Raw genomic sequence first — 21,287 nt, 5'->3', positions numbered from 1 at the left:
TTATTCCTCCGCCCATTGGTAACCACGTTCTTTCATGGCTTCTTTTTCCTCTTTCAGTTTATTGAGCAACGTATCGTTGTACGGCCTACCTTCTTTGTCAGTCAGAATAGTCACCGTCGAACACTTGCAGTTGATTGAATTACCATCTCTAGCCCACCAATCACGCTGCTCGTCAGTGGTAAATATTTTGCCGTGACGTGATGCATGATTAGGTCGTGTTGTTGGACTAAGCGCGGATATGTGGACCTGCCGAGTTTCAAGGTTTAGAACCTCACTAGCCTTATCAGCCTCATCCATTCTGGCTCGGCGTAATGCCGTTGTGATTTCCGTTCTGGCCACTCGATTAGCACGACGGATTTCGATGCCTGATTGCTCATTCAGATTTCTAGCAACTTCACGAGGATTTAGCCCCCTCGCTATACCATCGGTAAGAATGCGCGCCATATCTGCTTTGACTTGCGCAGACAGCCCTTTCATTTCTTCAAACACCCTAGCCCGAACTAACGCCATCCGAAGCTGATAAGGCTCACTAAGCAATATCGTTGCTACGCTTTGTTGCGTCGCTGCATATGCTGTCGATTGCTGCGCTAGGTTTGCATATTCCTGCGCCGTTCCTCGCTCATATGCTGTGCTGACGTACTCATTGAAAAAGAAGTTATTGAATTCACCACCCTGCAATAACACCTCATCGACCATGAGCTCACCATCTCTCAAGATGATTGACAGATAATTAGGGTCTAGGTCGAATTGGTATTTTTTATTAACTACAGGCTCGGATGGGATTCTATTGAGTAGCTGTATGTAGCCTTGTGATACTTTTTTAATGCGCTTTGCAAAGGCTTTCATTGCTCCGCGCTCCAATTTATCAACCGCTGTTGGATCGGCTTTCGTTCCTGCCCTTATAGCGGTCCTTATCTTCTGGATTTTCATCGAATTCACCTAGCGGGTCGCTACCATCATTCTCATACCCTGCTGCCGTTCTAATCTCTTCAACGGTGAATACAGGCTCGCCAGTTGCTAGTGATGCTTGATTTATACGGCTCATCTTTTCACCACTATCGAGCTTCTCAGTAGCTGATTGCTCGTTCAGGTCATCCCAAATAACCGTTTTCTCAGCAATAGGCTCTAGAACCTTGATTCGTGTTAAGTGATCAATGAAGTCCTCTATTTCGAATGAAAGCTCACCCTCCCTGCGTGATTGGCAGCGTGAATTGAAATACTTCTGATCTTCAGTGCTCGCTCTTTCTCCTGTTTGCATGCCGACGAGTATTTTCGATGGGATATCCATTGCTGCGGCGGCAGTTTGAAGATTGACGTTATATGTAGGCGTTGGGTCTGATACAGCAGTAACTAACGGGTTAACGTTAGCTCCCTGAGTGATCATAACTGCGTCATTGCCTATGTTTATTTCCCTAGCAACATCGTTATAAATCTCCTGCAACTCTGACATCTCAACACCGTAGGCTCTTGCTAAGTCATCAAGCTTGGCCTCTTTGTCAAAGTTCACTGACAGCTGTCTGGCTGCATTTTTTAGGAATGACTCACCAGAACCGCCTTCGACTTTTTCAAGGCTCACAAATGCGTTGTAGGCTGGCTCAAGGAAGCCAATCGCATCAATGGAGTAGTCACCTAGAATGAACACGCGGTCAGGATGAATATTGATGTTTCTAGTGCCGCCATTGGGTAGTGACTCGGTGTATTGCCACATCTTCGGCTGACCGTAGTCAGGCGAGTTAATATCAGTAACCCACTCAGTAGGTTTGATAGCACTAGCCCATGCAGGAGTAACCCTTCTCAAAAGCTTGGAGGCTTTAACCGGCTCGTGCCATTTACCATTGTCATTGATGTGAAGGATTAGGCCAGAATAGCGACCTACAAGACGGCGCTGATCTGCCTCTTTAAACTCTTTCCATATGCGCTTGTTAATTGTTTTTTTGAAAGATTTTTCCCAACCAGTTTCATCTTTAGATTTATCTGCTTTTTCACCTTCAATAACTTGTGGCGCTGTTTTCCAACATGTACCAATTAGTTTAGTCACTCCACCGTATGCAATCCCACCACGGCGAAATAGTTTGTATAAATCATCAAAGGTTAAATCTTGTTTAAATCCGTATTCGCACCAAGCTGATGATCGCTTAGCATCAAGCCCCATGGTTGGATTTACCAAAGCCATACGGGCACGAGCTATCGCATCATTCACTAAGTGATTGACGGCTAGTTTCATGTTTTCTTGCATTATCGCCTCAGTAATCTTTTTGGAACCAGTAGACCTGCGTTAGATTTTTGCGTGATATACCCATCCAGACCATACCTAACCGCATCCCAACAGTGGTTATACTCATCCTCAATGACGGGAAGCACTTCACCAGTGATGCGGTCTGTTTTGTATGAGTAGAGGCGGGCTTCTTTTGCTGTTTCTTTACAGCGAGGATGAATGATAATTTGCTTGAAACCACGCAAGTATGTGATGCCATCTTCTACGCTGCCCTGCCACTTTTTAGCGGCTGAAATATTAAATCCCTGTCGCTTCAGATAACTGATTGTTTCCGGACGCGCTGAATCGGCTTTGATAGGCCACTTACGAGCTTCGGGTATTTCATCGTAAAAAGCTGGCATGTGGTCAAGTTCAACGCCTACACCGTAAGCCTCGCGCTCGATGTACAGGCAGTCATCTAAGATAAACATGCGAATAAGCGTGTTAGGGTCTTTAGCAAAACCAAAGTCGGCACCGAAAAGCAACCTATCTGCTTTCTTCCACAGGTCATCAGGGAACGATTTAACAACGTATTTATTCGCTAACACCTGCTTATCAGAGTTTTCAAGATAAGCGCCTTCCCATATCCATGCGTATGTGTTCGGGTCTAGGCGGGATTGGTCGCTCAAGCGTTCTTCTTCAAGCACTGACGGGAACCATGGGTTATCATCGTAGTTCATCTCGACAATAATTGCGTTATCGGGTGGCTCCTTTCTAAAGCGCTTGTCTGTTGCACTGCCATCTTTCTCAGGGTTCCATGTCACCCATATTTCAGAGCCAGCTTCACGAACCGTAGGAGCAAGTTTTGTCCATGCGATTTCTGATACTGATTCAGCCTCATCAACCCATGCGATTAATATTCTCGCCTTGGATTTGATGCTATCTAAGTTATGTCGCAACCCTGCGAAAACATAGCTAACTGAGCGGCACTTAGTGCGAATGTATTTCTCGCCAAGCTCGTAGAAATCACTTAGCCAAGGCACAGACCTGATAGCTTGTTTAACTTCTTCCATCGAGGATTCTTCAAGCGAGTTCATGTACTCACGAGCGCAAAGTATCACCCCAGATTGACCATTCATTGCAGCCATATAGCCACGGATAGCTGTCATTAATGCGAATGTTCTCGTCTTTGCGGAGCCACGCCCACCATATGCGCCACGGTATCGCACACCTTCGTTCTCGAAAACTGGAACCAGTTTAGGTGGAATTTCAATCCTCGCTACCGTCATTGCTACCCCCAGCAACTAAAACTATTTTTGTTGGTGACATTGAGCTATCAGATGACTTGTGATCCACTTCCTGCTTCTCACTGTAACCATGATTGGCCAGCATTAGCTTAGTGATTGTTGCGTTAAAGTCGCCAGTCAATCCGCTATTAATTAGCTTCATTTCCTGAAATGCCATAATTCCGTCTAACGTGTCCGAAAACTCATGACCTAAGTAACTATCCTGCTTTGCGTATTCATAAACAGTAGAGCGAGCAATGCCTAAATAGCACGCCAACCCTGCAATACTTGGTATTACCTGACCTTCGTTTTCTTTGTAACCGCCGTACAGGTATTCCTTAGCCTTAGCGATTAGCTCATCAGTCAGCTTGCTAGGGCAACCAACCTGTTTAGATTGTTGTCCCATATCCATCCCTTTAAATTTCTTTAAACACAATTTCTTTCTTGTAGCAGAGCTTCATTAGCCAAGTGCTGTGAATTAAAGCGCCGATAATAGACAATGGGTACATGTAACGGCGCAGTGTCATTTTGTAATGCAGTGTTCCTGTTTTCATATTCCACCCAATAAAAAAGGCCGCTAGGGCCTATTGTAATGTTGCAGAGTGTGATGACTGTTGATGACTTGGAAAAACTAGAAGCCCTTGCATTCCTGACTTACCAAAAGCCTGAACACATCTAGCTTCAAAGTCTTTATAGTCAATGCAACCGTTAGCTAAAGTAGTGACAGCAACTAATTGATCCTGCACCAGTTGTAAAGCTTCTGGTTTTAGGTATTGGTGTATTTTATCTTTACTGTCCTTTGCCATCTGCTTAGCTTCTTCATAAACAGAATCAGGCAACACGGCTTGGTATACCCACTTAGCTGTTATCATCCCGAATAGCGATGGACAACCACCAACATGACCAGAATAAGGCAAACCAGACATTCGGCTTAATGTTTGATAGAAAGGTTGTTGAAAGCGCTTCTCCCATGATGTTGGCTTATCAAGTAAGAATATCGCATTGATTCTCTCATCGTTATAAACTGGCATATTGCCACGGATAAGAGCATCAATTTGTTCATCACACCATATTTCAAAATCAACAGACAACCAGCGAGCGAAACGCACGGCTAATTTAGAGTGTAGCCATGTTCCGCCACCCCTATCTTTCCTAGCTTTGCTAGTTTTTACATACGGGATTTTCCCGTATCTACCTTCAAGTGCTTGAATATAGGCTATTGTTTCAGGAAGTCTGACCCACTCATTGGGCACTTTCCCAAATTTAGCTGCTATATCGGTAGCATTGATCCATCCGTCGTTATTAAAACGCACAGGGTGCCCATCATATTCGAGAGGAATAATATTATTCATAACGTATTACCTACATTTGAAATGAACCCTCGTTCACATAGAAAATCAGCCCGTCGAAGCTCGCCAGCTATAACTGACTTCCTCGAAGGCTCATATCAAAGTGATTGGATTCGACGTTTTAGAATTGCTCTGTGAATGAGCGGTGAAATGCGTAGAGTTCGCAGCCTAGCGATACACTGCTAAGCCACTTCTAGTCTGTTCCTAGCAGTCAAGATAGCGATCACCCCCTTAAATGGTGGGATAATTACACCTATTAAAAAGCCTCTGATTCATTGGAAGATAAATAAATTTACATAATTAAACTTATTTTTAACTACCATGTAACTAATTGAATAAACTCTGTATAGAATTAGTGCCGTCCTTAAGATGTACACAGCAAAGATAATTTCCTTTTCAAGCCTCAACACCAGGGGCTATTTTTTTGCCATTAAAAAGCCCCTGATTTCTCAGAGGCTCATTATTCGCTTGCATATTTTGAATGCGTCAACTACATTTAATGTGATATTCATTAGTTCAACAGATGTACTTAGCCCGCGGTGTGTGGGCTTTTTTTATTCTTTCGGAATGCTTTTATCCAGTTCTTCCCGGAATTGATCTGGCTTATCAAAACCCTGCGTTGCCATGATATTTCTCCATTAAAAAGCCCCGCTATTTTGCGAGGCTCAGATTTGTAATATCTACTTGAGATTACTACCTTTTTAATGTTGTGGTTATCCACGATTAACGTATAGTGACGTTACATTCATGAACTATTATTCTCTACTTTGCCTCGATATCTGGGGCATTTCTTTGTTGTTCAATTTCCCGTATTGCTTTCTTGTCGAGAGTTAAGACTTATTTGACTTTGTGGCAAGAGTCACAAGATCAATAAAGTCCTGACAGAACTCAAGTCGGTGTCCGTGATCGTCCACGAAGTTATATTTATTAAAGTGTTCTAATATTTCCTCGGGACTTTTCCCGTTAATAGGAGATTTAGAAATTGAATCGTGTTCCTGTTTCATCTTCAAACCTTCAATAAGTTAAAGCGGGGGAATCCTCGCTTTTTCGATTTCTCGAATGGCTTTCTTATCTAAATTGCACTTTGCTATTGAATTCATCGCATCAACTAGCAGTTGTGGCATGTCGCCCCAGTCCACTTTTTCAGGAATATCAGGCTGAGGACAATCAGCGGTTAACTGTGCTGGTATTGGTGGAGACTGAACGGGAATCAATACCTCTTTTGTACTTGTGCAACTCACTAACAACATCGTCAGGCACAGCAGTATTAGCGCACTCATTGTCTTTGAGTACTGTTTTGATAACAGTCTTAACTTTGACATGTTCTGAGTCCTCTAATTGCTTTGCTTTGATGTTGTCGAGCGATGCTTGATAGTGAAGAGTTATTGCTGATTGGGTTACTTGGTTTAGTAGCTGGCTTGTTGATAATTGCTCAATGAGCTTTCCATTCTCTTTACTCACTTTGACCATCTGATATGTCAGTATTAAGCCAAATATGAATAGCAACAGCCAGCAAATAAACGGTGCTAAAGCTATAAGCCTTTTCACAGCAAACTCCACGCTTTTTCGAACATAGCCTCATCGTAGGGTTGCGTGCCATTTTCATGACGAATGATTGCCTTGGCCAGTTTAATTGTGGTTGCCTTATCATAAAGACTGATAACATCAGTAGGCGATACACCCAACTCTTTAGCTACACCGTTAATATATGCTCGGGTGTTGTTTTCATTCGTCGGAGCCCAGCGGTCAATCAGGCCTGATACAGTTTTTAACCCGTACTTACGCTGGTAGGTACGAAGTAGTGCCATCAATGCACGAATACCATAAACAGGGCTTTCAAATCGACAGAAGCGAGGTTCAATACTTGGGTCATGCGGCAATTGCCCTTTCCAATTATTGGCTTTGTTGTAATCAATGTTACCAGGGTTGTTATTGCGAATGCCTCGCGCTTGCTTAGTCATTGTTCACCCCCGCCCTGCCTTTAATAATTTTACTCAGGCCATCCACGCCGACATACCCAATGAATACACTGGCCAGATATGCCAACTCATGGTTAAGACCAAGCAGTGTTAGAAGGTCTTTTACAAACCATGCAAATAGTGCACACATAGCGCCATCAAATAGCGTCTTCTTCCAACCGCCGCCGTTGTACTTGCCGCGTAGAATCGCCATACCTGTTGCTAGTGATGCGCTAATACCTTGCTCCTTATGAGCAGCAATAATTTGAAATACGTTATCCCAGAACTCGGGGTTTTCTTTCATATGATCCATACTCACCCCCTTTACTGGAGGAATTAGTTAATAGAAAGCCGCGCACAGACGCTCAGTGAAAGTGAGTGATAGTAGTGATTCTGTGGCGGCTGTATACGAAAAAGGCCGCACTAGGCGACCTGTTGAATGTGAACCATCCGGAAATTCCGGAGAGTTGAGCTTGTAAGGATTACTTACAGCTTTAATTGGCGATATCGGAATTCCGATATCGGAACAATACCAACCAGTTATAAATAGACTGTCAGATAAAGCCTGTTTCTTTTTTTTAATTGGTTGGTTAAAATAAAAGACGACCAAGAGTTTTTTTTGGTTTAGCTATAAACATGATTTGCAATCTTTTGCCACCATCCTAAAAAGTTGGTGGTTTTTTTATGCTCACTCGAATTCATCAAGCATATAAACCCTTGCAATGCAAAAAGCCCCACCGAAGTGAGGCTCTAGAACCGGAACTTTTCAGCCCGTAATCAGCAGGTAATCTCTTACCCTCTTTCGACCTCTCAGCCGATGTGGTTGGAGTTCCAGTCCAAATAGACGAAGTGACCAACTAGGCGGGATCGATAACAAGTGCCGCCTCTTTTATCTTGTTATCCTCAACGAAATGGCAATAACCCATCGTTAGAACGATATTTACACAAAAAAGTGCAAAAGTCAATTCATTCGTTAGAAGTATTCGTTTTTAATTTGTTACCTTTTTTAGTATGTAATCTGCGTTACTTTCTCCTTTTTCACACTCAACCACCAAAGATTCATAAAATTTGCTAACCGAACGTTTCCATTGATCAATCGTAACCCCTAAGTGAGACACAGATTGAAAAGCTTTCGATGCAGGTATTCGCTCATAGCCACGACCAGAGCAACGCTTACAAGGCCTACTGACAGCTTCACCGGTTAATCTTAACGTTTCCCTGTCTATTGCCATACCACGCCCTTTGCAGTCATTGCATGCACAAGAAACATAACCTTTACCGTTACACTTATCACAAGTGCATGACTCAGTGTCATCAATAATGCGAACTTCTTTACCAAAGACTTTTTTAACCTTAATCGTCTTTACCTTAAAACCTGATCCGTTGCACTTTACGCACTCAGTAACACTTGATGCCGATCTGCAATAATCTGCATAAGCGAATTTTGCGAGTATTTGCATTACCTTTCGCTTAACATTCATATCGAGCTTGCGTAAGGCTGGAACCTTATCGCAATGATTCAACGCATGCCGAGTTAAAAGTTGTATCGCTTTCACTTTGTCATTCTGGCTTATCTCCATCTTTCCCGAGAACGCAGAAAAGCCGAATGACTCTTTACTTTGACAATATCCAAAAGCCCCCATGACATCAGTGACGGTTAATCTATCTGGCGATGTTGAGCTAGGCGCATCTGATATTGATGTTGTTTTGGCGAAGTGATATTTAACAGCGCTTTCTAGGTTCATCTTACCTCCGGCAATACCGTGTGATATCTATCGCAACCGACTGAATACATTATCGGAAGATTCATTCTTCTAGCCCAGCTCGTCTCTACAACTTCCATGAAGCCATGTTTTTTCTGAACGATGGAAAGATAACGTTTAGGCTTTTTCCCTGTCGCTTCTGTCTCTGCTCGGTATCGGCATTCTTCAATTGCTGCTTCTATGTCAGTGAACATCTTTCAGCTCCTTTAACTTGGCTCGGTAGTGGGTTATGCAGGAATCAACGTGGGTATTTTTATATTTAGGGGTGTAACCACTTTTAGGGAGAGTTGATATGTGCGTCTCTTTTTCTCCATAAATAGCGTCATACGGTGAAGAGCCATTTTTTATTCTTCTGGAAATTGTTCCTCTTGAAACTTTAACATTGGGCATTCTGCTCCACTCTGTTGCCGTCAACGTTATTCCATTACATGTAATACCCACTCTCCTTTTCTTGGTGTGTTCTTTCTGATGCTTTCTAGTTCTCATCACATTACATCCGTTACATAAGAACCTAAGATTTTCTGGCGAATTATCTTTAACATCTTCATTGATGTGGTCTACATGCACCGTACTCCAATCAATCGCTTTCCCACACTTGTTGCAATTCATTGGGTTATCGCCATGTAACTGGTGCATAACGACGCGGTGTTCATATGCATATCCGTTCTTCATTGCTAATGGATGATCTGGTAGATATAGCATCTGATACCCCTTCGCATTATGAGTTCTTAACGACCGACCTTTCTTTTTGTAGCTTCCTGTTCTCATCATCCTGAAATAATGCATTTGGCAAACCATCTGCGACTTATACATGGCTTGGCGGTCACAACCGACAACTTTGCACTTACACATCGAAGTCTCCTTTTTTCTTCAGTTCCTTCACTTTGGCCCTGTACTCATCGCGGATTCGGATATAATCCTCTCGCTTCCAGTGTGGTATCTCATGCGGGCCACGTAACCAGTCAACCAACTCCTGTCCAAACCTTTCAACCAGCCGCAGCTCGTATTTCTGAGTAACGGTGGCATTTTTATGTGAATATTTCCCCGCCCCCGCATTGCATGATTTACATTGTTTGTATGCATTTCTCTCTTCAAATCGGAGTTCAGGATGAGCACCAACAGACAAAAAATGACCACAGTCCCATTGACCGCCGTGAAGATCAGGAGGATTGGTTTCACCACAACTAATGCAAGGCTCATTACGGTCTCGAAGTCGGATGAATTGATTAAATGCTACTTGGGCTTGCTGTCTGAAATATGAGAGGGGTTTTACTGCTAACTTGCGGGCTTTGAGTTTATCGCGGGCTTTTACTTCTTTTTGTTTCTGCTCTTTCTTGAGTTTAGCTTCTAGTTTTTCTCTCTCCTTACTTCGTCGCTTGATTGCTAATTCTGCTCCATGTTCCGGACAACACCACCAAATATTATCGTACGACGGGTGAAATATTACTTTGCATATTTTACATTTTCGCCGCACCGATTTTCTCGGCTTTTGCATCTACACCCCCACAAGACCTATAACCAAAGTAACAATCGAAAAGAATAGAATTATGTGTCGGGTTCTAATCATTTCCCCAACTCCCACTCTGCAAGCGCAATAACCAACATCGGGTTACTACTACCTTCAATCTTCCGCATTGCTTCATACGCTAAATGCTCTTTAAATTTGCGCTTTAATAGCCCTGCACACTTCCTGACGGCTTCATTGGACTTATGGATAACCCAACATAGCTTGAGTGTTGTTAATGCGCTCATAAACGCTTCTGCTTCGTTTTTCATGCTCTCACCCTCGCTATCGATTCATTGAACTTTTGCACTAAGTGATTCGGAAATGCGTTTGCAAATGGAGTGATGACAACGCCAATCTTTCGCGGCATTTTCCTTCGCTTAATCTCTGCATCGATAGCAATATTCACATCAGCGATAACGCGATACTCCCTGTTTCGACTGCTCATTTTTAGCTTTTTAAGTACCCCTGCATCAGCTAGCTCTCTCAACACAACTGAATAGCAGTTCACATGTCTTTTGCTATTGCTTATGTCACGAAGCATTGATGAGTGAACAATATCCCCAACTTTAAATTTTTTTGCTATTAGCTCTGCTATTCCAATATTCATCTCTCTTGCTGCTCCTTGAGTTTCATGTACTGTGATTCTTTCGGTATCGTCACGAGACAACCTATACCCGCCGCCCAACACTCAACCTGCTCCATGAAGTGGAACATTTCACCTGTATCTAACTTTGATGTTTTTCGTAGTGTCCTGACGCGCTCTATATCCTGTGTAGTAGCGTCTATCATCTCTACCACCTCGTAGCCTAGAAATGTGTGCTTTAACATGTCCTTGACAGCTTCAGGCGTGAAATTAGCTTTGTTTTTACACAGATACTTGCTTATCTCTCCACACCACATATGGAAAGTTGCATTCTGAGATAGTGAGCGTGTGGACTTCCAAGGCTTGATAATGATTCGGTGTGGTTGGTTTGTTGCTAGAACTTCTTTGAGGTGTTGCCATGCGGTATTTTTGGTTGATTCGTGGAAGAGGAAATCTGCTTCCAAGTTAAACTCCTTGCATCATCCTTACCATTTCAACGAAATATTCAGAGTCTTCTTTGGCTTCACGAATGAATCGTTTTTTAAATTTCCTGATTTGTTTCCTGGTTGGCTTAGCCTGAAACTTAAAGTGATCCTCATCGCCATAAGCTGATATTTTTAATATCCAGAATCTGCGATTCGTATTGAAGTTAACGTAATAGACCATTGTTTCTACTGGGTCACTCACTGTTAGCTCTCCTGTTCACCAATTAGCGTTAACTTAACAATCTCAATAACCCCTATTGCTTCAGCTAAGCTTATTTCACCGTCATATTCGTGGATTAATTCCAGCAAGCGTTTAGATAGCTCACCATTAGCTTGGAATTTTTTATCGATGGGTAATTTGGTGATGTTCATCATTCACCCTCTGGCATTGGTGGGAGTAGTAAAGGTATCCAGTGCGTTATTGGGTAATTATCATCTTCAATAAACTCATCGTTATCGCTGATAAAATGGCTGTAAGAACGCGACCAAATCCAACCTTCTCCACATGTATCAGAACGCATGAAAACGTGGTATACAAACTCTCCATTACCTCTGAACCATCCAGCAAATACTGGTGCGTCTAGTTCTGGCAATGTCTCGCTACACTTAACCCAATTAGTTCCCTGCATTAGATGCCTCCACCTGTTAACGTTGTTCCTTTCATCACTCAACCCTCTCTTAAAGTAGGTTACATTCTGTTAAAAACCTCTGAGTTAGAAACCTTTAGATACGCCCTTCCTCTTGGGAAGCATCGATTAAGTTTTCGATCCAAATTGGGCGTTTTGCTTTTTGGTTTGGCGCTATCAAAATAGAATAGTTTTACTTCTTGTGATTGCTGCTTATCGAGTAGTAATTCATAGTTTTTAAAACACTCATTGGATGCTGAATAGTCATAATCCTTGTGAAATAGAATGCCTTTCATCACTCAACACCTCGCTTAATTGACTGATTTAGCTCTTTAATTCGATTAGCGCGCTCTTCCATTTTGTCGAGTAATTCAAATACAAGTTTGAAGTCGATATTGTTCATCCTAAAAATCCTTATTATGAAAAATAAACTTTGCATTCACACTTAGGGCAACACTTGTCTTTGGTGTGAGTAAGTCGCTTATTTTTGATTAATTTTGCATCTAGTAAATTGTAGATGTGTAGACATCGGTAGCACATAACTCGCTTGTCTGTGTTCATCTAGAAGTCCTTATGATTTGGTGTGTTACGGTTGGCGGTTGCCATATCAGCTCGAGCCATTGCGTGAGTTTGATCGGTGTCGAATAAGCAAAGCCCTTTCTGGTCTACAAATGCTGTTCCCGTTTTACCGTGGCGGTTAAGTCTCACAATAAGTTCTGTGAGCGTCTTGTCGGCTTTGTCGTTGTAAACTGAGTCTTTGTATATTCCCATCCAGTAATCGCAATCCTGCTCGATCTGACCGGTGTCACGGCTATCACTTGGCATAGGTCGCTTGTTGGTTCTATCTTCCAATTTACGGTTTAGCTGTGTGAGTAATACCACTGTGGTATCAAGCTCTTTTGCCAGTTGCTTGAGACCTTTGGTAATTTCACCGTAGGCAATATCGTTACGGTCTGCTTTGCCAGCTTTCATCAGCGTTAAATAATCCACGCCGATAAACCCGATTTTCCCAACCTTGCGCTTCAACTTCCGGCACTCTGACTGAATGTGTTCAAGTGTCATCCCTGCTGTGTCATCGACCCAAATGTTAGGCTTTTCGCTCAAGTCACTGATAGCCTTTCCAAGTAGCGACCATTCGAAATCATCCTCTGTGCCACCATAGAACATATCTGAGTTTAAGCCTGACTTCTGGCTTACCATTCGCTCAACCAATTGCTGATTGGACATCTCCATGCTGAACAGAGCCACTGGAAGTCCATCATCAGAAACGTTCTTAGCCATTTCAGTTAGAACGGTTGTCTTGCCCATCTTTGGACGCGCACCTATAACGAATAGGGAACCACGCACAACAAATTTAGGTGCCAGCATGTCATCAAGTGGCTTAATGCCTGTCTTGAGTCCTACAAACTGATCGGGATTGTTAAACATGTTTTCTACGCCTTCGAACCATTCAGGCAATAGCTCAGCCATGTTTTTCAAACCTGACTTTCGGCCGGTAACACCGTTTTCACTTGCATCAGTTACCAGCTTCTGCACTAACTCCATTTTTTCACCAAAGCTTAGAGTGCTTGGCTCAATCAGTAATCGTGTGGCTTCGTTGATTTTCTCAATGGCATAGCGCTCATTGGCATACTCTTTGATTTTCTTCGAGTAATGGAGCACGTTTGCGGTGCTTGGGGTATTCTTTGCAATTTCAGCCAGATAACCCAATCCACCTGTAGTTCCTTCGCTTCCAGTTGCTTTCAAGCTGTCAGCTACAGTTAAGATATCAATCGGTTGATGCTTGCTAGCCATTGACCGCATTTGCTCAAAGATAATCTTGTGGTGTGTGCCGTAAAAATCATCTGGCTTCAACACGGAAAACACTCGTTGAGCATTGTCGCTGTTTGGGTCAATCAGTAGGGATCCGATAACACTTTGTTCGGTCTCTAGGCTGTGTGGCACTTGGTAATTCATAGCGATCCCTCCCTAGTTTTTAACACTGTCGACGGTCTTAGCAGATAATCGAAATTAGCCCTCCAACCAGAATCGTTTTCACCGAAATAAAACTCTTTAGCTGAACTCATGAAATACTCAAAATAGTTTTTAGCCGCTTCGACTGTTGGCTCTTTGAGTTCTTTCAGGAATTTTGAGATGGCTCGTTTCCGCTTGTCATTCAAGGATTCAGCGTTTGGTAATCTGTCACCAGCAGCCTCGTTAAACGCATTCATAATTTCGATGTAGGGGATGTTGTTTTTTCGATTGGTTGAAATTAACTTTTCACAATCCCCCTCTTGAGGGGTTAGGGGAGTATTTATTTCTTGTTCAAATACATTCTTATTCTGTTTCACTTCTTTTGTTACTGGGTTAGTAACCTCAGTTAAGCTCTGAACGTTGGTATCACTGGGTTTGATTGTCACCTCATTAGTAACTTGCTTTGTCACCTCGTAATTTGCCTGATATTCAAGGTAATTTGTGATTGTGATTATTGTTCCGTGTCGTGTACCTGCGCGGGTTATCATCCCTTCTTGCTCAAAAAAATCCAGCATGTCTCTGACTTGTTTTTCAGTCTTTTCTTTTCCCTTTGCATCCTTCAGTTTTCTAGCTAAAACTTTTGCTTTTGTTACCAACTGACCAGCCCGAAGATCCCAAGACACACCACCAAACTCAACTGTTGTTGGCTTATGCCTTGCCTGCCCTAGTAATCTGACCCATAGCGCAAGCTTAGCTGTATCTTCTGCCCAGCTTGCGTTAAGCAGGCTCCTGAATATCGCGACGTGACCAAGCTTAGAGTTATCCATGCGAGAACTCCTAGTGTGGTTCTTGTTGCTAAAATCAGCATATGCAACGTTACTCATGCGTTTTCCCTCCCAATAGTTCTTTCCTGTGAGCATTCCTTAGTTTTGCATCTTCAAAAGCTTCTCTAAGTCGCTTTATCCCTAGTGGGGTAACTTTCCTGAGTTCCCTATCCCGCATGATGTTTTTATGCACTGCATGATAATTAAAGTCATGATTTCGTTTATTTTTCATGATATAATTCTCTTATTCGATTGCTGTATCAAAAAAGGGAAACACTAAATTTCCCTTGTCACCATTACTGGTTGTTGATACAGTTGTTTTGATAGTTAAATATCCAAACTGATTTGAGCCTCATCATTCGCCGTGGTTGGGGCTTTTCTTTTAACCTTTCCCTTCCCTTCAAGAGCTTGAATAACCCTTTCTGCATAATCACCTTCAAGAACAACTTTCGTTGGCTTATCGCTGATATTTACAGAGTCAGGCGGCAATCCGAACTTACTCACCAACTGGCAAGCTAAATCGAATATTCTGGCTTTATCTCGACTGGATTTTGATGGGTGTATTCCTAGCGCCTTAGCGAGTCCGTTATTACCGACTGAATACATTTGTTGGATGTAAAACGTCATCAATTCGTTTGATGAGCACTCTACTTTGATATTTTTTGCATTTTCCATTTGTTAAATTCCTTCTTAGATTACTTCCCATATTGGGAACAGCAGTAATGATCCGTGGCTCATTCCATATGAGCGGATTGTTTGGTGGGTAAATCTGTCGCTTTATCAGCGACTCCGTAGCAGTCAAGAACCCTGCGATTGTTAAAGAGCTAAAATATTAAGAAACTTCTAGTTCAGGCCAAATTTCATTCCAGTCATTAGGCCGAAGATCCATACGGGTTACTGCACCATTTGTAGCTAATTCAATTTCTACGCATCGTTTAGGTGAAATAGAACTTAAACCCGATGCCATTTGAGATAGGTAGGACTTTGAAACACCTAGTTGGTCAGCTAAGGCCTTAGCGCCCCCCCACTCAAGAGAGTCAATATACTTTTTTAATTCCATGTTTATTCTCCATGCGTTCTAAGACGGAGTTTATTAAACACTAAACCAAACGTCAAGTATTTGCTTGTTTAGTCATTACTAATCAAAATATAAAAATGGACATGAAAAAAATAAGACAACTAAATCTTTCTAGGTGGTTCGAGGGAAAAACCCTCCCCACCAAGGAAAAAAGTTTTTTATCTCAACTAATGAATGGCAAATCATCGTTTGGAGAGAAAGCTGCGCGTCGGTTGGAAAGAGATTATGGGATGCCCGCTGGGTATTTAGATTCCGAGACCCAACTAGATGAGATTGAATATATAGGCACAGTGCCTTCAGGAATGGTTCAGGTGCGCGGTGAGGCGTTCTTAGGTGTTGATGGTGCTGTTGATATGATCGAGGCTCACAATGGCTGGCTGAAGATATACAGCGACGATAAAGACGCATATGGGTTGAAGGTTAAAGGTGACAGCATGTGGCCACGCATTCAATCAGGCGAGTTTGTTGTGGTTGAGCCAAATACAACAGTCAGATCTGGCGATGAAGTTTTTGTGCGCACGGTTGAAGGTCACAATATGATTAAGGTTTTCAGCAAAACTCGTGATGGGGACTATCAGTTTTCCAGTATAAACAACTCACACAAGCCCATTACTCTATCACCAGATCAAGTTGACACCATGCACTATGTGTCAGCTATCGTTAAACCAATTAAATATATAGACGCTTGCGAAAAAACAGGCCGAGCACTGTTTTAATGGCCAGACGACACGTTCATATGAAAAAATTATGGGGTTGTATCAAGCAGCACAAGGTAGAAATAACCGCAGCACTATCCGTGATTGCAATGCTGGTATGGTTTGATTTTGATGATGATGCCATATTCCAACTCTACGAGATGATTTTTGGACGGCCTGACGACACGTTTTAGGAGAATGCATGGCATTTAACGACATTGAGATAGCTAACATTAAGCGGTGTATGGAGTTTTTCATGGAAAAGCGCCGACCTGCTGAACACCTAAGGGATGAGCTGGATTTAAGCTATAGCATTGAAGATGACTCCGTTGTCATATTTGAAGTAAGACGCCTTACTTGGAGTGACGGGCAAGCTCAAGAGCCGATAGCAAAAATTACACATGACAAATCTAACAGCTCTTGGTCTCTGTTTTGGATGGATAAAGACAGCAACTGGCACAACTACGATGAAATAATGCTAGGCAGTTTTTCTGACGCCATTAGGCTCGTTGAAGATGATGCCCGTGGCTGCTTCTTTGGATGACGACACGTTTTAGGGTGTTGTAGCCGATGCATATTTACAAATCACTATTTGAAGTATCACAAAAGTACTGTGATAATGATCAGGTAAAATAATGGAACTAAATGAAGCAGAAATTGACGATATGAAATTTAGAGTTGTTTATGATGGCCCTGCCTTAGACAACCATGAGATGGATGTAAAGGACTTGGTCCCAGCACTGATATCTATGTCAGCATTATTCGAAGAGGCTGGCAGGGTTATCTATGGCGACGACGTTAAAGTTTCTGTCAAAGTTAAAGCTTCTTTTAGATCAGGATCTTTTGGTATTGATTTGACTGCAGTAACCAGCTGGCTCAACTCAGCAATTGAGTTTTTTTCTGGTAAGCCCGGAACTGCAACAGCAAACCTTATTGCCATAGTCGGCTTTTCTACATACGCAGGCAAGCAGACATATAAGGGCTTGCTTCAATTGCTTAAGTGGGCAAAAGGAAGGCCAATAACAAAAATAACACCACTTAAAAATGGTGGCGTGAAAGTATTCATTGATGAAAACGAAGAAATTTTTGAAAGAGAAGTTATTGAATTATATAAAAATATAAACATTAGAAAATCTTTGAATGAAATAATAACCAAGCCGTTAGAAATAGATGGAATAACCAGTTTTGCTGTAACTCTAGACGAAGGTAGCTCTTTCACCACGGTCAGCAAAGAAGAATCATCATACTTTTCAGTCAAATCAATTGAAGAGGTTAAGTTATCTGAATCTGAATCGGAAAAAATATTACAAATCATAAACCTATCTTTTAATGAATCTAATAAATGGCGATTTAGTGATGGTTCATATCCATTTTTTGCTGATATATCAGACCCTGATTTTATAAATAAAATGAACACCAGAGAACTTAACTTCTCAAAGGGTGATATGCTTCTCGTTAACTTGAAAACAACTCAATTATTAAGTGATAGTAAAATAAAATCAAAATATGAGATCACAAGGGTAATAAAAAAAATTGACCCTCAAGAACAAATAAAAATCCCACTAAGCTAATAGCATAGCCCTCCCCGCGAGGGCTTTTTTGTGCCCTATCCCCGCCAAAGAAGTGATCTGCATTCCAATCTGAGATTTTTTTGAAAATAAATTCACTTAACATTCATTGAGTTGTTAACCTTTAACTAAATTATGTTTAGTAAACACTTGACTATAAATTTAGTGTTTAATAAACTTAATTACATCAACGGAACACAGCACGTTGATGTTCTTTAACAACGATGATGGCGAGCTGTGTATTAGCTATCAGAACGGTGGCGCTGATAAAGCGTCAACCTTCTCAAAAGGTTTTAATGAGCACAGGGTATTCACCCCCACCATAGGGAGATTTGCCCCGACATGGAGAACATCCCATGTATAAACAGAAATAACATGGTTTCGATCCCTGTGCTCACAAAAGCCAACTGTTTGGAGGATATATGGCAACTATTACAGTTAAAAAATCACGCAAGCCTGAGTTTTTACGCGGATCATCTGCAAATAGACGTCACGCCAGACGGAAAGCAGAAGCTATTGCAAAAAAGAATATTGAATTGAAATTAGAATCAGTATTTCCTCAGGAGAAAAGACTTACATCAGTAGAAAAAACGCTGTCATTAAGTCACATACCGGTTACTAGAAATATTGAACCTAAATACCAACCATCGGTAGACAACTGTTGCTTACCTAATGTAGCAATATTTTCAGGCGTTAAAACAAAACAGCCGAGCAGTGAGTTCGGGGTGACGGCGAGATAAAGCCCACGGATGGGCTATTTAATCATGGAAGCCTAGTTTATCTTTTGCCGCTTCTACAAATAATTTTGTGGCTATACCAACATTTGCAAATGCATAATCAACCATTCTGCTAACAACAGCTTCAGCGCCCTTTTCTTTTACCATATCGAGAAGCGTTTTTTTATCTTCATCAGGTAGGTTAACGGCTCTGATCATTGCTTCTAAATTGTTAATGGTGCTTTCGTGAATTTTTATGTTAACAACGTTTAATTTGTTACCAAGAGTATCGGCATTAGCGCAGTCAACACCATCAGCGGTTAACCCCATTTTGTGAATATTAAAAGAATAGGGTTCATCATCGACAACGCCGATTCTCACAGCACCGTCTTGTACTAACCCTCTTTTTTGCAAATAGTCCAACTCTCTTGCTAGTTGGTCTTCTCCGAATTCTTCCAGTAACTCGTTAAATTTATCCTGAGTTATTGGTTTCATTAAGAATTCTCTGTTATTTAATGCTTGAATAATCATTTCTTGCCTCTCAGATAGAACGTGCATGTTGTTTTCCTTTTTCATTGGTGGGGTGAACACATTGTAACCAATTTCTTTGGTGGGGACTAGAGAAACCACTGACGCCCTAAGTGGATAAATAAACGGGCACAGTTAACTAATTACAGTCCATTCTGTGGGCTGTGGTGAGTTAATTAATAGATAGGAGATAGAGAGTGAAAACATTCAAAAACGTGACGCTACTAGGAAGTCCTTGTGAAAAATGCGGTGCAGAACAAGCAGCGGTGGAAACTGAAAAAGGTAGTGATAATTGGTTTTACGATGGTGACAAGGTGACCTGTGAAATCTGCGGTCACTCTGGGTTAATTGAAACCGATGGCGAATCCGCATGGTGCGTATGGGATGAAGTTAACAGCTAGCATCGTGTTTAGTTAATAACGGAGAAACAATATGTTCGATTACATAAATGAGACTTACGGCTTAAACATTAAAAAAGGTGACCGTGTTCGATATACCTTCGGTAATGGCTCAAAAGAAGGAACAATAGTCGGAGTTCACGCAGCTAGCGTAAAAATAAAAATGGATGGCGATGATTATGCTGATATTTATCACCCCACTTGGGAACTTGAGTATCTCTAGGGAATAACGGAGGGAGTATGGCAGATAAAACAGGTGGAGCGGCTTTTCCAGTTCCAGCAACAGAGTTACATGGAACTGATACCGGTATGACTTTGCGAGATTATTTCGCTGCTAAAGCCATGCAACCAATGATTGCATATTTCGGCGAGCAGGCATTTAGCGATTATTCTATGAATGAAATTGCTGAGGAAGCCTACCGCATGGCAGATGCAATGTTAAAGGCTAGGGGGTGATATGGGATTTAAGCATAGTCCAGCGCCGTGGAATAGTCATATTAAATATCTTGATTACACAATTGTACTAGATGCGAATGATAAGAAAATAACCCTTCTTTCGCATGACTGTAGTGAAGCTGACGCTAATCTAATTACTGCAGCACCAGAGTTATTGGCGTTGCTTATGAAACTAGACAAAATTGGTGGGCTTGGTTTGTCTACGCACAAAGAGATTCAGTCTGTAATCGCAAAAGCCCTCGGTAAGCAGTAACCCACCACAACACATTTCATATCGCTATTAATAGTGAGGAATACGCACATAAGGAACATAGGAAATGGCAAATGAATTAGTCGTAATTGAACAAGCAACTGCGCTCGATTTATTTACAGCGCCAGAAAAAGTAAATCAGATGCTAGAGCACATTAAATCTCTTGCAGAAGAAGAGCGTAAAGAACTAGACAGTGATTTCTCAGTAGCTAAAAACCGAAAGGCTTTTGCATCTTTGGCGTACAAGGTCGCTCAAACAAAAGCGTATATCGACAAGGAAGGTAAGGCAGTTGTCGATAAGTTAAAAGAGCTACCAAAAAAAGTTGATGCTAATCGCAAGATTTTTCGTGACGAACTAGATGCATTAAGCAAAGATATTCGCAAGCCACTAACAGAGTGGGAGGCTCAAGAAAAAGCTCGCGAAGAAGCCGAAGCGCTTAAGAAGCAAATCGAAGTTGATCATGAAGAAGCTCTGCGAATGAACGAGCTGTTTGATTTGCGCAAAGCCGAAGAAGAACGCCAGCGCATTGCTCGTGAAGAAGAAATGAAAAGACAAGCTGCGGAACAGGCAAGGCTCGAAGCTGAACGTAAAGCACAGCAAGAAATCGAAGCAGCAGCACAGCGTGAACGCGAAGCAAAAGAAGCCGCCGAACGTGCAGAGCGTGAAAAGCAGGAAGCTATTCAACGTGCAGAGCAAGCAGCAAAAGAAGCCAAGGAAAAGGCAGAGCGTGATGCTAAAGAAGCTCAGGAGCGAGCCGAACGCGAGAAACAATTAGCTATCGAAGCTGAGCGCAAGAAAGCACAAGAAGCAGAACAAGCGCGATTAGCAGAAGAAGAACGTAAGCGTCAGGAAGAAGCTAAACGTCAGGCTGATAAGGAGCATCGTCGCAAGTATAACCAAGAAACCTTACAAGCCTTAGTAAGTAACGGATTTGATGAAAAATTAGCGACTGAATTTATTAAGTTAGTTGCTAGTAATAAAATCCCCCACATGACAATGAATTACTAATACCCACCGCACCAACACCAGAACCTAAATAACAATCGCTATCGTAAGATACGTGAGGATT

34 protein-coding genes are annotated in these 21,287 nt (G+C 41.9%); 10 read left to right on the top strand and 24 right to left on the bottom strand.

The genetic code is table 11. From position 1 onward, the window contains the following. The 23 genes from PR709_RS17310 to PR709_RS17210 all read right to left on the bottom strand — a co-directional run bounded on the left by PR709_RS17310 (window position 1) and on the right by PR709_RS17210 (window position 15,588). On the bottom strand, window positions 1-930 hold the full coding sequence (locus PR709_RS17310; protein WP_272571044.1) for a phage minor head protein: 930 nt from the start codon (window positions 928-930) through the stop codon (window positions 1-3). Continuing rightward, entirely contained in the window at window positions 866-2,236 is a 1,371-nt protein-coding gene (locus PR709_RS17305; RefSeq protein WP_249998710.1) for an anti-CBASS protein Acb1 family protein, read from the bottom strand. The genes PR709_RS17310 and PR709_RS17305 overlap by 65 nt, the downstream gene beginning before the upstream one ends. Further along, complete coding sequence (locus PR709_RS17300; protein ID WP_272571042.1) at window positions 2,236-3,483, bottom strand: PBSX family phage terminase large subunit; 1,248 nt, start codon at window positions 3,481-3,483, stop codon at window positions 2,236-2,238. The genes PR709_RS17305 and PR709_RS17300 overlap by 1 nt, the downstream gene beginning before the upstream one ends. After that, a complete protein-coding gene (locus PR709_RS17295; protein WP_042116181.1) occupies window positions 3,464-3,886 on the bottom strand; it encodes a DNA-packaging protein in 423 nt (140 codons plus the stop codon). Before PR709_RS17295 ends, PR709_RS17300 begins: the two co-directional genes overlap by 20 nt. A gap of 178 nt (window positions 3,887-4,064) precedes the next feature. Further along, window positions 4,065-4,832 (bottom strand): KilA-N domain-containing protein, encoded by a 768-nt coding sequence (locus tag PR709_RS17290; protein ID WP_121874686.1) that lies wholly within the window; start codon window positions 4,830-4,832, stop codon window positions 4,065-4,067. A gap of 1,019 nt (window positions 4,833-5,851) precedes the next feature. Further along, entirely contained in the window at window positions 5,852-6,079 is a 228-nt protein-coding gene (lysC, locus tag PR709_RS19645; RefSeq protein WP_419179809.1) for an Rz1-like lysis system protein LysC, read from the bottom strand. Then, window positions 5,997-6,377, bottom strand: coding sequence for a hypothetical protein (locus tag PR709_RS17285; RefSeq protein ID WP_223854692.1), 381 nt, complete (start codon window positions 6,375-6,377; stop codon window positions 5,997-5,999). The genes lysC and PR709_RS17285 overlap by 83 nt, the downstream gene beginning before the upstream one ends. Further along, window positions 6,374-6,790, bottom strand: a complete 417-nt coding sequence (locus PR709_RS17280; protein ID WP_060560976.1) for a structural protein — start codon at window positions 6,788-6,790, stop codon at window positions 6,374-6,376. Before PR709_RS17280 ends, PR709_RS17285 begins: the two co-directional genes overlap by 4 nt. Beyond that, window positions 6,783-7,100: a phage holin, lambda family gene (locus PR709_RS17275; RefSeq protein WP_004916437.1), complete on the bottom strand. Its 318-nt coding sequence runs from the start codon at window positions 7,098-7,100 to the stop codon at window positions 6,783-6,785. The genes PR709_RS17280 and PR709_RS17275 overlap by 8 nt, the downstream gene beginning before the upstream one ends. Before the next feature lie 676 nt (window positions 7,101-7,776). Beyond that, a complete protein-coding gene (locus PR709_RS17270) occupies window positions 7,777-8,532 on the bottom strand; it encodes an antitermination protein Q (RefSeq protein WP_272571041.1) in 756 nt (251 codons plus the stop codon). A gap of 201 nt (window positions 8,533-8,733) precedes the next feature. Next, window positions 8,734-9,252, bottom strand: coding sequence for an HNH endonuclease signature motif containing protein (locus PR709_RS17265; protein WP_231131507.1), 519 nt, complete (start codon window positions 9,250-9,252; stop codon window positions 8,734-8,736). A gap of 142 nt (window positions 9,253-9,394) precedes the next feature. Then, window positions 9,395-10,045, bottom strand: a complete 651-nt coding sequence (locus PR709_RS17260; RefSeq protein WP_104873297.1) for a recombination protein NinG — start codon at window positions 10,043-10,045, stop codon at window positions 9,395-9,397. A 68-nt stretch (window positions 10,046-10,113) separates the two neighbouring features. Beyond that, a complete protein-coding gene (locus PR709_RS17255; protein WP_104873296.1) occupies window positions 10,114-10,326 on the bottom strand; it encodes a DUF7740 domain-containing protein in 213 nt (70 codons plus the stop codon). Then, the gene (locus tag PR709_RS17250) at window positions 10,323-10,664 is read right to left on the bottom strand and encodes a hypothetical protein (protein ID WP_104873295.1); all 342 of its coding nucleotides are present in this window, start codon (window positions 10,662-10,664) and stop codon (window positions 10,323-10,325) included. The genes PR709_RS17255 and PR709_RS17250 overlap by 4 nt, the downstream gene beginning before the upstream one ends. Then, a complete protein-coding gene (locus PR709_RS17245; protein ID WP_014657880.1) occupies window positions 10,661-11,104 on the bottom strand; it encodes a YbcN family protein in 444 nt (147 codons plus the stop codon). Before PR709_RS17245 ends, PR709_RS17250 begins: the two co-directional genes overlap by 4 nt. A gap of 1 nt (window position 11,105) precedes the next feature. Next, entirely contained in the window at window positions 11,106-11,327 is a 222-nt protein-coding gene (locus PR709_RS17240; protein ID WP_272571040.1) for a DUF7279 family protein, read from the bottom strand. Window positions 11,328-11,329: 2 nt separating this feature from the next. Continuing rightward, window positions 11,330-11,500 (bottom strand): hypothetical protein, encoded by a 171-nt coding sequence (locus PR709_RS17235; protein WP_164456859.1) that lies wholly within the window; start codon window positions 11,498-11,500, stop codon window positions 11,330-11,332. Further along, the gene (locus PR709_RS17230) at window positions 11,497-11,754 is read right to left on the bottom strand and encodes a DUF551 domain-containing protein (RefSeq protein WP_272571039.1); all 258 of its coding nucleotides are present in this window, start codon (window positions 11,752-11,754) and stop codon (window positions 11,497-11,499) included. The genes PR709_RS17235 and PR709_RS17230 overlap by 4 nt, the downstream gene beginning before the upstream one ends. A 414-nt stretch (window positions 11,755-12,168) precedes the next feature. Then, window positions 12,169-12,291, bottom strand: coding sequence for a hypothetical protein (locus tag PR709_RS19640; RefSeq protein WP_442959598.1), 123 nt, complete (start codon window positions 12,289-12,291; stop codon window positions 12,169-12,171). A 21-nt stretch (window positions 12,292-12,312) separates the two neighbouring features. Further along, window positions 12,313-13,707 carry a replicative DNA helicase gene (locus tag PR709_RS17225; protein ID WP_272571038.1) on the bottom strand — a complete coding sequence of 465 codons (1,395 nt, stop codon included), beginning with the start codon at window positions 13,705-13,707 and terminating at the stop codon, window positions 12,313-12,315. Next, complete coding sequence (locus tag PR709_RS17220) at window positions 13,704-14,531, bottom strand: replication protein (RefSeq protein WP_272571037.1); 828 nt, start codon at window positions 14,529-14,531, stop codon at window positions 13,704-13,706. The genes PR709_RS17225 and PR709_RS17220 overlap by 4 nt, the downstream gene beginning before the upstream one ends. Before the next feature lie 324 nt (window positions 14,532-14,855). After that, window positions 14,856-15,203, bottom strand: a complete 348-nt coding sequence (locus PR709_RS17215) for a hypothetical protein (protein ID WP_141173831.1) — start codon at window positions 15,201-15,203, stop codon at window positions 14,856-14,858. Window positions 15,204-15,360: 157 nt separating this feature from the next. Next, window positions 15,361-15,588 (bottom strand): transcriptional regulator, encoded by a 228-nt coding sequence (locus PR709_RS17210; RefSeq protein WP_154611330.1) that lies wholly within the window; start codon window positions 15,586-15,588, stop codon window positions 15,361-15,363. Between the two features lie 95 nt (window positions 15,589-15,683). On the opposite strand from PR709_RS17210, the gene PR709_RS17205 reads away from it, so the two are divergent. From PR709_RS17205 to PR709_RS17185, 5 genes are all read left to right on the top strand, one after another. Beyond that, complete coding sequence (locus tag PR709_RS17205; protein ID WP_272571036.1) at window positions 15,684-16,322, top strand: S24 family peptidase; 639 nt, start codon at window positions 15,684-15,686, stop codon at window positions 16,320-16,322. Then, the gene (locus PR709_RS17200; RefSeq protein ID WP_272571035.1) at window positions 16,322-16,495 is read left to right on the top strand and encodes a hypothetical protein; all 174 of its coding nucleotides are present in this window, start codon (window positions 16,322-16,324) and stop codon (window positions 16,493-16,495) included. Before PR709_RS17205 ends, PR709_RS17200 begins: the two co-directional genes overlap by 1 nt. 8 nt (window positions 16,496-16,503) lie before the next feature. After that, window positions 16,504-16,845 (top strand): DUF3024 domain-containing protein, encoded by a 342-nt coding sequence (locus tag PR709_RS17195; protein WP_004916513.1) that lies wholly within the window; start codon window positions 16,504-16,506, stop codon window positions 16,843-16,845. A gap of 91 nt (window positions 16,846-16,936) precedes the next feature. Next, window positions 16,937-17,872, top strand: coding sequence for a hypothetical protein (locus tag PR709_RS17190; protein WP_272571034.1), 936 nt, complete (start codon window positions 16,937-16,939; stop codon window positions 17,870-17,872). Window positions 17,873-18,291: 419 nt separating this feature from the next. Further along, window positions 18,292-18,609, top strand: coding sequence for a transcriptional antitermination N peptide (locus PR709_RS17185; protein WP_154611332.1), 318 nt, complete (start codon window positions 18,292-18,294; stop codon window positions 18,607-18,609). 18 nt (window positions 18,610-18,627) lie between these two features. On the opposite strand, the gene PR709_RS17180 is transcribed toward PR709_RS17185, so the two are convergent. Beyond that, on the bottom strand, window positions 18,628-19,143 hold the full coding sequence (locus PR709_RS17180; RefSeq protein WP_272571033.1) for a hypothetical protein: 516 nt from the start codon (window positions 19,141-19,143) through the stop codon (window positions 18,628-18,630). Between the two features lie 167 nt (window positions 19,144-19,310). Between PR709_RS17180 and PR709_RS17175 the strand changes: the two genes are divergently transcribed. From PR709_RS17175 to PR709_RS17155, 5 genes are all read left to right on the top strand, one after another. Beyond that, complete coding sequence (locus PR709_RS17175; protein WP_272571031.1) at window positions 19,311-19,514, top strand: hypothetical protein; 204 nt, start codon at window positions 19,311-19,313, stop codon at window positions 19,512-19,514. A gap of 31 nt (window positions 19,515-19,545) precedes the next feature. After that, window positions 19,546-19,734 carry a hypothetical protein gene (locus tag PR709_RS17170; protein ID WP_272571030.1) on the top strand — a complete coding sequence of 63 codons (189 nt, stop codon included), beginning with the start codon at window positions 19,546-19,548 and terminating at the stop codon, window positions 19,732-19,734. 17 nt (window positions 19,735-19,751) lie between these two features. Further along, a complete protein-coding gene (locus tag PR709_RS17165; protein ID WP_272571065.1) occupies window positions 19,752-19,967 on the top strand; it encodes a hypothetical protein in 216 nt (71 codons plus the stop codon). 1 nt (window position 19,968) lies between these two features. Next, window positions 19,969-20,220 carry a hypothetical protein gene (locus tag PR709_RS17160; protein WP_272571029.1) on the top strand — a complete coding sequence of 84 codons (252 nt, stop codon included), beginning with the start codon at window positions 19,969-19,971 and terminating at the stop codon, window positions 20,218-20,220. 64 nt (window positions 20,221-20,284) lie between these two features. Next, entirely contained in the window at window positions 20,285-21,226 is a 942-nt protein-coding gene (locus PR709_RS17155) for a hypothetical protein (RefSeq protein ID WP_053110603.1), read from the top strand. Window positions 21,227-21,287 lie beyond the last annotated feature (61 nt).

Source organism: Providencia sp. PROV267 (genome assembly GCF_028477825.1).
Lineage (GTDB): Bacteria > Pseudomonadota > Gammaproteobacteria > Enterobacterales > Enterobacteriaceae > Providencia > Providencia stuartii.
Note: the sequence above shows the minus strand (reverse complement) of the source record. Positions and strands in the feature narration are given on the sequence as shown.